At 68.5% G+C, this 14,257-nt stretch carries 11 protein-coding genes; 5 read left to right on the top strand and 6 right to left on the bottom strand.

What is annotated here, in order from left to right; all coding sequences use genetic code 11:
• Window positions 1-20: 20 nt before the first annotated feature.
• Window positions 21-461, bottom strand: a complete 441-nt coding sequence (locus tag RTY46_RS06380) for a universal stress protein (protein WP_312707265.1) — start codon at window positions 459-461, stop codon at window positions 21-23.
• Between the two features lie 142 nt (window positions 462-603).
• On the opposite strand from RTY46_RS06380, the gene RTY46_RS06385 reads away from it, so the two are divergent.
• The 4 genes from RTY46_RS06385 to RTY46_RS06400 all read left to right on the top strand — a co-directional run bounded on the left by RTY46_RS06385 (window position 604) and on the right by RTY46_RS06400 (window position 5,700).
• Window positions 604-1,512, top strand: coding sequence for a LysR family transcriptional regulator (locus RTY46_RS06385; RefSeq protein ID WP_312707267.1), 909 nt, complete (start codon window positions 604-606; stop codon window positions 1,510-1,512).
• A 203-nt stretch (window positions 1,513-1,715) separates the two neighbouring features.
• Entirely contained in the window at window positions 1,716-3,230 is a 1,515-nt protein-coding gene (locus RTY46_RS06390; protein WP_312707269.1) for an MFS transporter, read from the top strand.
• 23 nt (window positions 3,231-3,253) lie between these two features.
• Window positions 3,254-4,291 (top strand): HlyD family secretion protein, encoded by a 1,038-nt coding sequence (locus tag RTY46_RS06395; protein ID WP_312707271.1) that lies wholly within the window; start codon window positions 3,254-3,256, stop codon window positions 4,289-4,291.
• Window positions 4,288-5,700: an efflux transporter outer membrane subunit gene (locus RTY46_RS06400; protein ID WP_312707273.1), complete on the top strand. Its 1,413-nt coding sequence runs from the start codon at window positions 4,288-4,290 to the stop codon at window positions 5,698-5,700. Before RTY46_RS06395 ends, RTY46_RS06400 begins: the two co-directional genes overlap by 4 nt.
• Before the next feature lie 37 nt (window positions 5,701-5,737).
• On the opposite strand, the gene RTY46_RS06405 is transcribed toward RTY46_RS06400, so the two are convergent.
• From RTY46_RS06405 to RTY46_RS06425, 5 genes are all read right to left on the bottom strand, one after another.
• Window positions 5,738-6,076, bottom strand: a complete 339-nt coding sequence (locus RTY46_RS06405) for a hypothetical protein (protein WP_312707275.1) — start codon at window positions 6,074-6,076, stop codon at window positions 5,738-5,740.
• Between the two features lie 68 nt (window positions 6,077-6,144).
• The gene (locus RTY46_RS06410; protein ID WP_312707276.1) at window positions 6,145-7,086 is read right to left on the bottom strand and encodes a DegV family protein; all 942 of its coding nucleotides are present in this window, start codon (window positions 7,084-7,086) and stop codon (window positions 6,145-6,147) included.
• A 93-nt stretch (window positions 7,087-7,179) separates the two neighbouring features.
• Window positions 7,180-7,812 carry a 2-hydroxychromene-2-carboxylate isomerase gene (locus RTY46_RS06415; RefSeq protein ID WP_312707278.1) on the bottom strand — a complete coding sequence of 211 codons (633 nt, stop codon included), beginning with the start codon at window positions 7,810-7,812 and terminating at the stop codon, window positions 7,180-7,182.
• Window positions 7,813-7,830: 18 nt separating this feature from the next.
• Window positions 7,831-9,093 carry an amidohydrolase family protein gene (locus tag RTY46_RS06420; protein ID WP_312707280.1) on the bottom strand — a complete coding sequence of 421 codons (1,263 nt, stop codon included), beginning with the start codon at window positions 9,091-9,093 and terminating at the stop codon, window positions 7,831-7,833.
• Entirely contained in the window at window positions 9,093-10,502 is a 1,410-nt protein-coding gene (locus RTY46_RS06425; protein ID WP_312707282.1) for an amidohydrolase, read from the bottom strand. The genes RTY46_RS06420 and RTY46_RS06425 overlap by 1 nt, the downstream gene beginning before the upstream one ends.
• Window positions 10,503-10,759: 257 nt before the next feature.
• Here RTY46_RS06425 and RTY46_RS06430 point away from each other — a divergent pair, with 257 nt between their 5' ends.
• A complete protein-coding gene (locus RTY46_RS06430; RefSeq protein ID WP_312707284.1) occupies window positions 10,760-14,167 on the top strand; it encodes an autotransporter domain-containing protein in 3,408 nt (1,135 codons plus the stop codon).
• Window positions 14,168-14,257 lie beyond the last annotated feature (90 nt).

A 14,257-nucleotide genomic window follows, 5' to 3' on the forward strand; every position in this document is an offset into this window, starting at 1 on the left:
CACCTACCAGAGCGGGCCGGTCAACCGCCGCGGGTTTCCACCAGCACCGGGCACGGCGCGTGGTCCAGCGTCCACTGCGCCACAGAACTGTCGAGCAGGCGCTGCAGGCGCGACAGGTGGCGATGGCCGATGACGATCAGGTCGGCGCCCAGCTCGCGGGCCTGGGCGCTGATGACGTTGCCCGGATCACCGGCCGACAGCAGCGAGCGCGCATCCACGCCGCGCTCCCTCAGCTGTGCGGCGGCATCCTGCAGCAGGCCCTCGGCCTTGGCTCGCTGGCGGGCGGCCGCCGGGTACTCGCGGCGGTCGGCGTTGCTGGCGTCAGCGGGCAGGGCGAACTCGCGATCGATCACGCACAGCAGGTGCACGCGGGTGCGCGGCCCGGCGACATGGGCGACCAGGTCCAGCACCGGGTCGTGCTGGCGGCCGCCATCGAGGGCGACCAGCAGGGTTGTGAACATGGGGAGGTCTCCTTGGCAGGCGGTGATGGTGGCCCATGCCGCGCCGCGCACCCATGCCGTGTGTTGCAGGCAATGCGTGCGCTGGACGCAATCGACATTGAATGAGAGTGCCGTAAAGTCACTCCATCTGTTGGAGACTGCCATGCCCCTGCCCGACCTGAACCTGCTGCTGGCCCTGGACGTCCTGCTGGACGAAGGCAGCGTTGCCGGGGCCGCCCGGCGCATGAACCTGAGTGCGCCGGCCATGAGCCGCACCCTGGGGCGCATCCGCGACGCGCTGGGCGACCCGGTGCTGGTGCGCGCCGGCCGCGGACTGGCGCCCACCCCGCGCGCGCTGGAGCTGCGCGAGCAGGTGCGTGATGTGATCGAGCAGGCGCACCGGGTGTTCAACGACGGTCGCGAAGTGGACATGCTGACCCTGGAGCACACCTTCAGCATCCGCGCCAACGACGTGTTCATCGGCAGCTACGGCGGCCGCCTGCGCGAGGTGTTCCGCCAGCAGGCGCCCGGCTGCACGCTGCGCTTCATGCCCGAAGGCGATACCGACGATGACGCGATGGTGCAGGGGCGGATCGACCTGTACATCAGCACTGCCGGCAAGCACACGCAGGAAACCAAGGTGCAGAACCTGTTCACCACCGCATTGCTGGGTGCGGCGCGCGAGGATCATCCGCTGTTCGATGGGGATATCACCGCCGAGCGGTTTGCTGCCTGCGATCACATCGCGGTGTCGCGGCGCGGGATCGCCCATGGGCCGATCGATGACGAACTGGCGCAGCTGGGCCTGCGGCGCCGGGTGGCGATGGTCATTCCCACCTTCCATGGCGCGATCTTTGCGGCGGCCGCCTCGGACCTGGTGCTGCCGCAGATGCCCAGCGTAATGCTCGACCGCATCACCTACATGGGTCTGCCGCTGCGCATGTTCCCGCTGCCGGTGTCGGTACGCACGGTGGCGCTGGTGCAGGCCTGGCACCCGCGGATGGACAACGACCCGGCGCACCGCTGGCTGCGCCGCGCGATCAAGAGCATGTGCGACGCCGACGCCCCGTAGAGTCGAGCTTGCTCGACCGCTTTGCCTGGGTGCCGGCGGGTGGTCGGCACCCACACCCACACCCGTGCGTTGCACGCACGGCTGGCGTCGCATCCACACCATTTTCCGCAGCAGTTGGCCTGCCTAGACTGCGCTCCCCACTTTCACGGAGCGCACGACATGTCGCTTCACCTGCCGTGCGCTGCACGGATCGGCCGCCGCCGATGAGCGCGGTCGCCATGACCCGGGCCCCGGTTGCCCCCATTGCCCCCGCCTTCGACCGCCGCATCGTCGTCGGCCTCTGCGGCGTGCTGCTGGTGGTGCTGCTGTCGGGCTTCAACGAAAACGTCACCAAGGTCGCGCTGGCCGACATCCGCGGCGCGATGGGCTTCAGCGTCGATGAGGGCAACTGGATCACCGGCATTTACAGCGCCATGTCGGTCAGTGCCATGGCCTTCGCGCCCTGGTGTGCCATGACCTTCTCGCTGCGTCGCTTCGGCCTGGTGATGATCGCTGCGTTCATGGTGCTGGGCGTGTTGTGCCCGCTGGCGCCGAACCTGCCGACCTTCCTGCTGCTGCGCGCGCTGCAGGGCCTGGCAGGGGGGGCGCTGCCGCCCCTGTTGATGAGCGTGGCGCTGCGCTTCCTGCCGCCGGGCATCAAGCTGTACGGCCTGGCGGGCTACGCGCTCACCGCAACCTTCGGCCCCAGCATGGGCACGCCCCTGGCGGCACTCTGGGTCGAGCATGCCGGCTGGCAGTTCGCGTTCTGGCAGATCGTGCCGTTCTGCGTGGCCGGCATGGCGATGGTCGGCTGGGGCCTGCCGCAGGACCCGCTGCGGCTGGACCGCTTCGCCCAGTTCAACGGCGTCGGTCTGGCACTGGGGTTTCCGGCGCTGGTGATGCTGGTGCTGGGGCTGACCCAGGGCGCGCGTCTGAATTGGTTCGATTCGCCGCTGATCACGCTGCTGCTGGGCGGCGGCAGCGGCCTGCTGGTGCTGTTCTTCATCAACGAGTGGTTCCACCCGCTGCCGTTCTTCAAGCTGCAGCTGCTGGCCCATCGTAATCTCAGCTACGCGCTGGTGACCTGCATCGGTGTGCTGTTCGTGCTGCTGGCGGTGATCTCCATTCCGTCCGGCTACCTGGCCAGCGTGCAGGGGTATCGTCCGTTGCAGACCGCGCCGATGCTGTTGTGGGTCGCGCTGCCGCAGGTCGTCGCGTTGCCGCTGGTGGCCACCCTGATGAACCAGCGTGCGGTGGATTGCCGCTGGGTGCAGGCGGCCGGACTGCTGCTGCTGGCAGTGGCGTGCCTGCTGGGCGCGCAGCTGGATGTGCAGTGGAACCGCGACAACTTCCTGTGGGTGCAGCTGCTGCAGGTAGTGGCGCAGCCGATGGCGGTGCTGCCGTTGCTGCTGCTGGCCACCACCGGCCTGGCGCCACAGGACGGGCCCTATGCCTCGGCCTGGTTCAACACCGTCAAAGGCTTTTCGGCGGTATTTGCCGGTGGCGTGCTCGATGCCGTTGGCCAGTCCCGGCGCCACTTCCATTCCACCGCGCTGGTCGACCACCTGGGCAATCAGCCCTGGTTGCAGGCCAGCGCCGATCTGCCCGCGCGCCTGCATATGCAGGTGCAGGCGCTGACCTCGGCGGACCTGTACTGGCTGGTGGCGCTGGTCGCCCTGGGCTGCCTGCCGCTGCTGCCGTGGGCCACCCGCGTCCATCCGCCACGTGCCGTGGCCTGACCCGCATTCGCAAGGAGTCCCCCATGACCGTCAACAAGACAACCCTCAACACCGGCCTGGCCCTGGGCGTGCTGGCCCTGGCCATCGGCGGCTGGCTGCTGCTGCGCGATGGCCGCTACCAGCGCACCGACAACGCCTATGTCAATGCGGATTTCACCGTGGTTGCGCCGAAAGTGGCCGGCTTCGTCAGCAGCGTGGAGGTGCAGGACAACCAGGCGGTGAAGGCCGGTGACGTGCTGGCCCGCATCGATGACCGCGACTACCAGGTGGCGTTGCAGGCCGCACGCGCCGACCTGGCCAATGCGCGTGCACAGCTGGCCAATGCGCAGGCGGCGCTGGCCCAGCAGGGCTCGCTGATCGAACAGGCGCGGGCCAGCGTGGATGTCAGCCAATCCGAACTGACCCTGGCCCGTGCCGACCAGCAGCGCTACCGCGCGCTGGCCAGCGACGGCGCCGGTACGGTGCAGAACGCGCAGCAGGCGCAGTCGAAGCAAGCCGTGGCCCGTGCCCACCTGCAGCAGGGCCAGGCCGCGTTGAGCACCGCACGCCAGCGCACCGACATCCTGGCCGCGGGCGTGCAGGCGGCGCAGGCGGCGGTACAGCGTGCCGAAGCGGCGCAGGCCCGTGCCGAGCTGGACCTTTCGCATACCGAACTGAGGGCGCCGATTGATGGCGTGGTCGGTCGGCGTGCGGTACGCGTGGGTGCCTACCTGACCCCAGGCACTGCGGTGGCGGCGGTGGTGCCGCTGCAGCGTGCCTTCGTGGTCGCCAATTTCCAGGAAACGCAGATGACCCGCATGCACGCGGGGCAGCCGGTGGAACTGACCGTGGATGTGTTTCCTGGCACCTCGCTGCGTGGCCACGTCGACAGCATCGCCCCGGCCACCGGCGTGACGTTCGCTGCGGTCGCGCCGGAGAACGCCACCGGCAACTTCACCAAGGTGGTGCAGCGCATTCCGGTGAAGATCGTGCTGGAACCGGGCCAGCCACTGCTGGACCAGCTGCGTGCCGGCATGTCGGTGGAAGCCCGCGTGGACCTGCAGGGCGGGGAGGGCGCATGAGCGTGCGCAAGGTCATGCAGGCCCTGGCTAGCGCATCGCTGTGCGTGGCACTGGCGGCCTGCACGATGGGCCCGGATTTCGTACGCCCGCAGGCTGCGCTGCCGGCACAGTGGCAGGGCGATGCGGTGGCCACCTCGGCCATCGACGATGACGCAGCCTGGTGGGCCGGTTTCGATGATCCGCTGCTGGGGCAGCTGGCCCAGCAGGTGCTGCAGTCCAACCTGGATCTGCAGCTGGCCGCCAATCGCGTACAGCAGAGCCGGGCGGCGCGTGGCATCAGTGCCGCCGATCGCCTGCCGTCGGTGGCGGCCACTGCCAGCGGTGTGCGCGCGCGCAACAGCGAGGTCGGCCTGAGCGATCCGTCCGGTCATGCAGGGCGCGATGACTATGGCCTGTTCCAGGCTGGCATCGGCCTGAGCTGGGAACTGGATCTGTGGGGCCGCGTGCGCCGCCAGGTGGAGGCGGCCGACGCGCGCGTGCAGATGGCCGAAGAAGATGCGCATGCGGTGCGCATCGCGCTGTTGGCTGAAACCGCACGCAGCTACCTGCAGCTGCGCGCGACCTCGCAGTTGCTGGCCATTACCGAGCACAACCTGGGCATTGCCGCCGACATCCAGCGGCTGACCGAAGCACGCCAGCGGCAAGGCGTCGCCACGACCCTGCAGGTGTCGAGCGCGGCCGCGCAGGTTGCCGCGCTGCAGGCGCGCATCGCCCCGCTGCGGCACCGCCAGTCGCAGCTGCGCAATGCACTGGCATTGCTGCTGGCCAGGCCGCCGCAGGCGCTGGATACCCAGCTGCAGGACGCTCGTGCCGACTGGCCGGCATTGCCTGCCGTCGCAGTGGGCCTGCCCAGTGAACTGGCCGAACGCCGCCCGGACATCCGCCGTGCCGAAGCGGCGTTGCATGCGGCCACGGCGAACATTGGCGTGGCCAAAGCCAGCTTCCTGCCGCGCATCACCTTGAACGGCGATGCCGGGTTCCAGGCAAAACAGCTTGATGACCTGGACGGATGGGATGCCCACCGCTTCAGCATCGGCCCGTCGATCAGCCTGCCGATCTTCCAGGGCGGGCGGTTGCAGGCCAATCTGGCGCTCAGCCGCCTGCAGCAACAGCAATCGGCGCTGCAGTTCCAGCGCACGGTGCTGCAGGCCTGGCATGAAGTGGACGATGCCATCGATGGCTACGCCGCCGAACAGCAGCGCACCACGCAGCTGCAGGTGGCGGTGGCGCAGAGCGAGACGGCGCTCGGCGCGGCGCGCCGCCAGTACCAGGCCGGCGTGGTCGACATGCTGGATGTGTTGAGCACCCAGCGCATTGCGCTGGACAACCAGGCCGCGTTGGCCAACAGCCAGGCCACAGCGGCCATCGCCCGGGTGGAGCTGTACCGTGCGCTGGGTGGTGGCTGGTAGTGCAATGAAAACGCCGGGCCATGTCCGGCGACACGCCTCAGCGCACGTCGCGCAGTTCCCAGTGGTGGCCGGCCAGCAGCCGCAGGCGCTGCTTGAAGACATCGCTGTCGATGCGGGTGGTGGCCACCAGGTTGATGCGCAGGTCTTTCTGTTCGCCGGTCACCGTGGCATCCGGGTCGGTCACGCCCCACTGTGGTTCCACCGCATCGGGATCGGGCTGCTTGGCCTTCCAGCGTTCGAACAGGGTGCCCGTGCGCAGCGCGTCCTGCAGCTCTGCGGCGAAACCGCCGGCGCTCTGCGAATGGAAGGACAGGTCGGGGTCGTTGCCGCGGGCCTTGGACGGGTCGGGCAGGCTGATGTGGTACTGCGCAGGCATGTGGGTTCTCCTTCAGAGGGGGCAAGGCTGGCACACCGGCGGTGCAATGCGCGTGTAGGTGCGCGCGGTCAGTCGAACGCGTGCGGGCCGTCGGCAAAGCCCACCGTTACCGCGCCCTTGCCCACGTTCACCATGCCGGTCAGGCTCATCACCGCTTCGTAAACCGCCACGCCGTGGGCGGCACAGGTTTCCTGCAGCGCTGCATAGCCGGGCAGGGCGCGCAGTTCCTCCAGTTCACCGCCGTAGCTCACGCACACCGAGGGGGTCATCAAGCCGGCGCGCACGCGCTTGCCGACCACGGCGAACAGTTTCTGCACGGCGTTGTCGAAGCCCTTGATCTTGGCCACTGGCCCGGTTTCGCCGCGGTACCCGTGCAGCACCGGTTTGATGTCCAGCGCGCTGCCCAGCGCGGCACTGAGCAGGCCCACGCTGCGGTCGCCCTTGTGCCGGGCACGCGCGCGCATGTAGTACAGATCGCGGGTGACCATGTAGCCATGCACGTTGCCGGCCAGCGCTTCCAGCCGCTCGCGGATCTGCTGCACGCTGGCGCCGCTGTCGCGCAGGCGCACCGCTTCGATGGCGGTGACCGCCTGCGCGGCGAACAGGTTCTGGGTGTCCAGCACGCGCAGTGCGAAGGGCGAATTGAAGCCCGCCGCCTGCCGCACCGGCTTGTAGTCGTTGAGGATGGCGAAGCTGGCCTGCAGCGCGTTGTCGTGGATCGGGCTGCGGGTCTTGGTGATGGTCATGCAGAACACGTGGTCGTAATCGATCACCAGCTGCTGCAGGAACAGATCGCGGATCTGGTTCACGCTGAAGGGAATGGTTTCCGCCTCGGCCCCGTGCTCGGCCACGTGCGCATGCAGGAAGCTGAGCGTGGCCTGCTCATCACGGTGGTCGGCCAGCACCGCTTCGCCAATGCGCACGGTGATCGGCAGCAGCACGATGTTGTGCGCGGCAATGAAATCCTGCGGCAGATCGCAGGCCGAATCGACGACGATTCCGATGCGCATCCGGCTCCCCCTCCAGGGCGGTTGTAGGTTCGGAAAGTGTGAAAACTATCTCAAAACCAAGCCGGGCGCGCGAGGGAATTACGCCATGCCTGTTCAGCGATTGCGCTGCACTGCCACTGGAAGCGTTATCACATGTTGCCAGTCCGGCTGCTGCAGCAGACCCGGGTCGGCCAGCACCGCAGCCATCAGCGGATGGGCGTCGTTGCCCCAGAACAGTTCGCCGTCGATGGACAGGGTCGGCACGCCGAATACGCCCGCCTCGATTGCCGCGTCGGTGTTGCGGCGCAGCTGTTCCTTGATGGCCGGGTCGGCCAGGGCCGCCTCCACGTCGTCCACGCCCAGCCGCTGCGCCGGTTCGCGCAGGGCCTGCGCGCTGTCAGCGCTGTTGCCCTCGCGCCATATCCAGTCGAACAGCACATCCACCGCCTGCGCACTGCCACCGGCGGCCAGGGACAGGCGCAGCACGGCCAGCGGGTTGAACGGATGCCCCGGCGGAAAGCGCAGCGGCGTGCCTTCGGCCTGCGCGGTCCACAGCAGCTGGCGGTAGATGAAGCGGCGCTTGGCCGGAATCTCGGCCGGCCCCAGGTTGCCCAGGTGGTGCAGGATCGCGCCGAAGGCGATCGGTACCGGCTGGATGCGCGGGAACTGTGGCAGATGCTTCAGCTTCTGCCAGTGCAGGTACGAGTAAGGCGAGACAAAATCGAAGTACCAGCGCAGGTTCGCCATGGATGTGCTCTCGGTGGGTCAGGGCTGGGCAGTACGGTGCAGGTAGCGGTCGCGCAGTTCGGTCTGGCGCGAGCGCATGGGCATGGCGCGGCCGCCCAGCCAGACCTGTTCGGCATAGTGGGCCACATCCAGCGGGTCGCCTTCCCACAACACCAGGTCGGCGCGCTTGCCCGGCTCGATGCTGCCGATCTGGTCGGCCACGCCCAGCGCCTGCGCCGGCACCCGGGTCAGCCCGGCCAGACCATCGGCCCAAGGCAGGCCGTTGGCCACCGCGTTGCCGGCCAGCTGGCGCATCTTGCGCGCGTTGTGCGAGGCATCTTCGCGCTGGGCGAAGGCCACTGGTACGCCGGCACGCTGCAACCGCGCGGCGTTTTCCAGGCTGGCGCCGATCTGGTCGAAGGTGCTGGGCAGGTTGCCCAGCGCATCCACGAACACCGGCACCTGCGCAGCGGCCAGGTCCGGCGCCAGCTGCCAGGCTTCGGCACCGCCGGCAATGGCGATCTTCACCTTCTCGCGCGCGGCCCAGCGCAGCAGCTGGCGGATGTCGGCGGCGCGGTCCACCTCCACCACGATGCGGCCCTGGCCCCCCAGGTAGCGGGCCAGCGTGCGACGCCCGGCCGGGGTCAGCAGGGCATGCGGTGAATCGGCCGGGACCTGACCGCGGGCCTCGTCCACCATCTGCTGCAGCAGCATCCACTGCGCGGCGCGCGACTGTCCGGTCAGCTCGGCGGCGGCCGCACCCAGGCGCAGGTACAGCGCCCGCGGGCCGATCGGGTCGGCGCTGCCGTCCAGGCGCACCACGCCGCCTTGGCCAGCCACGAATCCGCCGCCGGTATGTGCGCCCAGCGCAGTGAAGCCGATGCCGTCCAGGCGGGCCACCGGCACCAGCACCGAGGCCGGGTTGTAGGCCAGGGTGACGTCGAATTCAGGGCGCAGCGGCTGCTCGCCGATCTTCAGCGTGCTGTCCACCGTGCTCGATTCACCGGACACTTCCTCGATGCCGATCTCGGTGATGCCGCCGAACAGGGCCGGTGTCAGCGGACGGCCGTTGGCCTCCACCACCGTTACCCCTGCAGGTGCAGCCAGCGCCGGCCCGACCGCGCGGATCCGCCCGCCCTGCACCAGCACGTCGGTGTTTTCCAGGCTGCCGCGCGCACTGGCGGTATGCACCGTGGCATTGCGCACCAGCAGGTCCTGCGCCGACGCCGTACCGGCCAACAGCAGCAACAGCGCGGCGGTAGCGCCGGGCCATGCTCGGCGACGCGTGTTCAACATGCCCATCAGCGCACCTCCTGGCCAAGCTGGAAATCGGAGCGGGGCGTGGCCGCGGGCACGTTGCGGTCATACAAGCGCCGCCCGTCGATGAACACCTGTTCGGCCAGCGCGTAGGAACTGAAGGGGTTGCCGTTCCACACCACTACATCGGCCATCTTGCCGGCTTCCAGGGTGCCGGTCTGGCCCTCGATGCCCAGCGCCTTGGCCGCATTGGCGGTCATCCAGGTAATTGCCCGTTCGGGTGCGATCGCCGGCATCTGTGCGCGGCGCGCCGCAGCGATCACCTTGGCTGCCTCCTGGTTCAGGCGCTGGATGCCTTCGGGCGAATCGGAATGGACGATGGCGCAGCTGTTCTGCGGCCGGTCCACCAGCGCGATGTTCTCGGCAATGCCATCGAAGGCTTCCATCTTGAAGCCCCACCAGTCGGCCCACAGGGCGCCGCAGACGCCGTCGGCGGCCAGCCGGTCGGCTAGCTTGTAGGCTTCCACGCCGTGGTGGAAGGCAGCGACCTTGAAACCGAATTCCTTGGCCAGGTCGAGCATGGTGGCCATTTCGTCGGCGCGGTAGCAGTGGATGTGCACGCGGATGTCGCCCTGGATCGCCCCGGCCAGGGTGTCCAGCTTCAGGTCGCGCTTGCCGCCGGCATCACCGGCGCTGTCGCCCTTGTCGCTGCCGAACCAGCTCTTGCGCTTGGCCGGTTTCGGGCTGTTCTTGGCGATGTAGTCGGCTGCATCGATGAAGGCGGCACGGTAGCCGGCCACGTTGCCCATGCGGGTGCCGGGGGCAACGCCCTTGCCGCCGCCGTAGACGCGCTTGGGGTTTTCACCGCAGGCCATCTTCAGGCCCCACGGCGCGCCGGGGAACTTCATGGCCTGGTAGGTGGTGGCCGGCACGTTCTTCAGCACCACCCCGCGCCCGCCCACCAGATTGGCCGAGCCGGGCAGCACCTGCATGCTGGTCACGCCACCGGCCAGCGCCGCCTGGAAGCCGGGGTCCTGCGGCCACACCGAATGCTCGGCCCAGACGTTGGCGGTGACCGGTGCGGTCATTTCATTGCCATCGCTGTGCGCGCCCACGCCCGGGCTGGGGTACACGCCCAGGTGCGAGTGCACGTCGATCAGGCCAGGGGTGACCCACTTGCCCTGTGCATCGATGCGGGTAACCCCGGCATCGGCCTGCAGGCGTTGGCCGACGGCCACGATGCGGCCATCGCGCAACAGCACATCGGCATTGTCCAGGCGCTGGCCGGTGCCGGTCAGCACGGTGGCGTTGTGGATCAGTACCGGCGTGCCGGGCTGGGCCTGGTACGTGCTGGGGTAAGGGTCGGCCACGAAGCGCGACGCGCCCACCGCCGGTGCGCTGCTCAACGAAACCAATGCCAGCCCCAGGGCGGCGCGCAGCAGCGTCGATGTCATGCAGATGTCCTGGCCAATCGTGGGAACCCAGCGACGCTATCTGTCGCCGATGCCGCTTGCCAAGTGACGTTGGGCAGGGGGGGCGGGGTAGGGATTCCCCTATACAGAAATCGTGAATGAAGTATTAATTTTTCGTAATGCCTGCCGCTACTACGCGGTGGGTTAGCGCGCGCTGATCCGCCGCGAGGGTGCATTTTCATCGCTCCATGACGGAGCTGCACCTGAATTATTCCATGGAATCAAGGACGTAACTGCAGATGACTGTTTCTCCGTTGTATCGCTCCACCGCTTCCCGCCGCTCCATCCTCCCCTCCCCGCTTGCGTCGGCCATTGTCGGTTCGCTGCTGATGGCTGCTGCGCTGCCGGCATTGGCCCAGGCCGGCAACGCAGACGAACTGTCGCGTTACCAGTTCCAGCGCAGCCTGCAGGTCGCGTTTGCCGCACCGGCGGCCACCACCTCGCCGTCGCCGGCGTTGGCCATTGCCGCCGCCGACGTGGACGTCGCCCCGCAACCGATCATGGGCCAGGCCGGCGATGCCGCCAGCTGGCGCACCACTGAATTCAACAACGACTGGGGCCTGCAGGCCATCAACGCCGACGCTGCCTATGCGCGCGGCCTGACCGGCGCCGGTATCCGCCTGGGCGTGTTCGACAGCGGCACCGGCCTGGACCACCCGGAATTCGCTGGCAAGAACCACCGCAGCATCCACCTGGCCGACCGTTTGGCCGATGGTTCGCCGTGCACCAACAGCAGTGCGCTGCGCGGTCCGGATGCGTGCTTCAGCAGTGATGGCGACCAGGTGGCGATCGATGCGCTGGTGTTTGACGCGAGTCTGACCCCGGCACAGCTGGCCCTGCTGGCCGACTACGACTACGTCGAAGGTTTGACCTACAACACTCACGGTACGCACGTAGGCGGCACCATTGCGGCAAACCGCGATGGCAATGGCACGCACGGTGTGGCATTCGGCGCGGACCTGAGCGTGGCCCGGCTGTTCTTCAACAGCGCCAGCCTGATCTACAACGACAACGGCGTCCTGAGCCAGGGGTCGTTGGGCGGCGTGGGCCCGTCCGATGAGACCTTCGCCGACATGTATGCGCAGATGAACGCGCAGCAGGTGCGTGCGGTCAATCACAGCTGGGGCTTCACCCGCGAACCCGTCAGCGCGGCCGAGCAGGATGCGAACTTCTACGAGAACCCCGATTACGAAGACTACTTCAACATCATCGGCGATGGCTCGCGTGCCAACGGCATGATCCAGGTGTGGGCTGCGGGCAATATCTATCCCTACAACACCTCGCCGGAAAGCGCGCCCATCGCTGGCGTGCATGCCACGCTGCCGCGCGTGCAGGCCGATCTGGAGCCGTACTGGCTGGCCGTGGTCAACGTCGACCAGGACAGTGTGCTGGCGATCAGCTCGATGCGCTGTGGCCTGGCTGCCAACTGGTGCCTGGCTGCTCCGGGCAGCGATATCAACTCGACGGTCTATGGCGCCGATTCCCAGCTGGCCGGCAATGTCTATCCCACCGGTGACAACAACGACGGTGTGGCGTTTGACGTAACCGTGCGCATGCCGACCTACGCCTATGACAGCATGACCGGCACTTCCATGGCTGCCCCGCACGTTACCGGCGCGCTGGGCCTGCTGTTCGAGCGCTTCCCGTACCTGGACAACGCGCAGGTGCGCGACGTGCTGCTGACCACCGCCACCGATCTGGGCGCCGAAGGCGTGGACGATGTCTACGGCTGGGGCCTGATGAACCTGGCCAAGGCCATCGAAGGCTACGGCTCGCTGCGCGTGGATACCGACGTGGTGATGAACCAGAAGGCCGGTGGCCTGAAGGTGTGGGAAGGCGATGCGTGGGACGACTGGACCAACGACATCGGCGGCCCGGGCAAGCTGACCAAGAGCGGCATCGGCTGGCTGCGCCTGAGCGGCGACAACAGCTTCAATGGTGCCGTGCTGCGCGAAGGCGTGCTGGAGCTGGACGGTGTGAACACGCTGACCAGCGCAGTGGACGTGACCGGCGGCACCTTCCTGCTCAACGGCACCCTGCAGAACACCGCGCTGAACAGCCTGGGCGGCAGCAGCCGCATCACCACCACCGGCGTGCTGGACGGCTCGAACCTGACCGTCACCGGTGGCGTGGTCTCGTTCAATGGCGTGCAGACCGGCGGCAGCACCTTCGTGGGTGAAAAGGGCACGCTGAAGGGCGTGGGCCAGCTGGGTGACACCACCGTGGCCGGCATCATCGCTCCGGGCAACTCGATCGGTACGCTCACCATCAACGGTGACTACGTGCAGACCGCCACCGGCGTGTACCAGGCCGAAGTGGCCCCGGGCAGCCGCAGCGACCAGCTGCACGTGACCGGAACCGCCACCCTGGACGGTACCCTGGTGGCACTGCCGGAACCGGGCATCTATTACCTGGGCGAGCAGTTCAACTTCATCCAGGCCGACGGCGGCGTGGACGGTCAGTTCGCGACCACCGACTTCAGCGCCTTCTCGCCCTTCATGCAGTTCAGCCTGGCCTACACCGCCGCTGGCGCCCGCATTGAAGTGACCCGCGGCAACGCGCTGGCCAGCTCGGCCACCACCGCCAACCAGCGGGCCGTGGCTACCGTGGCCGACGGCCTGGCAGTCAACCAGGGCCTGCCGCAGCCGCTCACCATGCTGTTCCCGGAACAGGTGGGCAGCGCACTGGACAGCCTGAGCGGTGAACTGCACGCCGCCACTGGCATGGCGCTGCTGGAAGGCAGCCGTTACGTGCGTGACGCGGCCCTGGCACGCCGCGTCGGCGCGGCTGCGCCGGGTGCCGAAGGCGGCGACGCCACCGGTGTGTGGGTGCAGGCGCTGGCCGGCGGCACCACCCTGGACGGCAACCGCAACACCGCCCGCACCGAAGCCAACAGCAACGGCCTGCTGGTCGGTGCCGACCGCGAGTTCGGTGGCTGGCAGCTGGGCGTGCTGGCCGGTACCGGCCGCACCGACGTGAAGCAGGGCGAAGGCCGCCGTGCCAAGTCGAAGGTGGACAACACGCACTTCGGCGCCTACGCCAGCCACAACTGGGGTGGTTTCGGCCTGCGTGGCGGCCTGGCCTGGAGCGAACACGAGGTGGACAGCACCCGTGAACTGGCATTCGCCGGTTACAGCGACACCCTGAGCGCCCGTTACGACGCGCATACCCGCCAGGCGTTCATCGAAGCGGCCTACCGCTTCGGCGGCCGCGAGGCCGGGCTGGAGCCGTACCTGCAGGTGGCCCGCGTGGAAGTGGACACCAAGCACGTGGACGAGCGCGGCGGTGCCGCGGCCCTGCAGGGGTCGGTGGATGACGTGCGCACCACTCTGGCCACGGCCGGTGTGCGCTTCGACAAGGGCCTGAAGGCCTCGTTCCAGCAGGACAGCTGGCTGCACGTGCGCGGCGCGGTGGCCTACCGCCACGCCAGTGGCGACCGCAACCCGGCAGCCCGCCTGGGCTTTGCCAGCGGCGGCGACAGCTTCGTGGTCAACGGTGCCCCCATCGCCGACAGCGCGGTGGTGGCCGAACTGGGCCTGTCGGCGTGGCTGACCGCCAAGCAGCAGCTGGAACTGGGCTACAGCGGCCAGTTCGGCGACGAAAGCCGCGACCACGGTGCCAACCTGCGCTGGTCGATGCGCTTCTAAGCCATCGGTTCGCGCAGCGGAAGCAGAGGGGGCGGCCGCAGGGCCGCCCCCTTCTGTTTGTGTGGCAGGGCAGGCGCGGCGTTGCCTACA

It is taken from the genome of Stenotrophomonas sp., assembly GCF_032056425.1.
In the GTDB taxonomy this organism is placed as follows: domain Bacteria; phylum Pseudomonadota; class Gammaproteobacteria; order Xanthomonadales; family Xanthomonadaceae; genus Stenotrophomonas.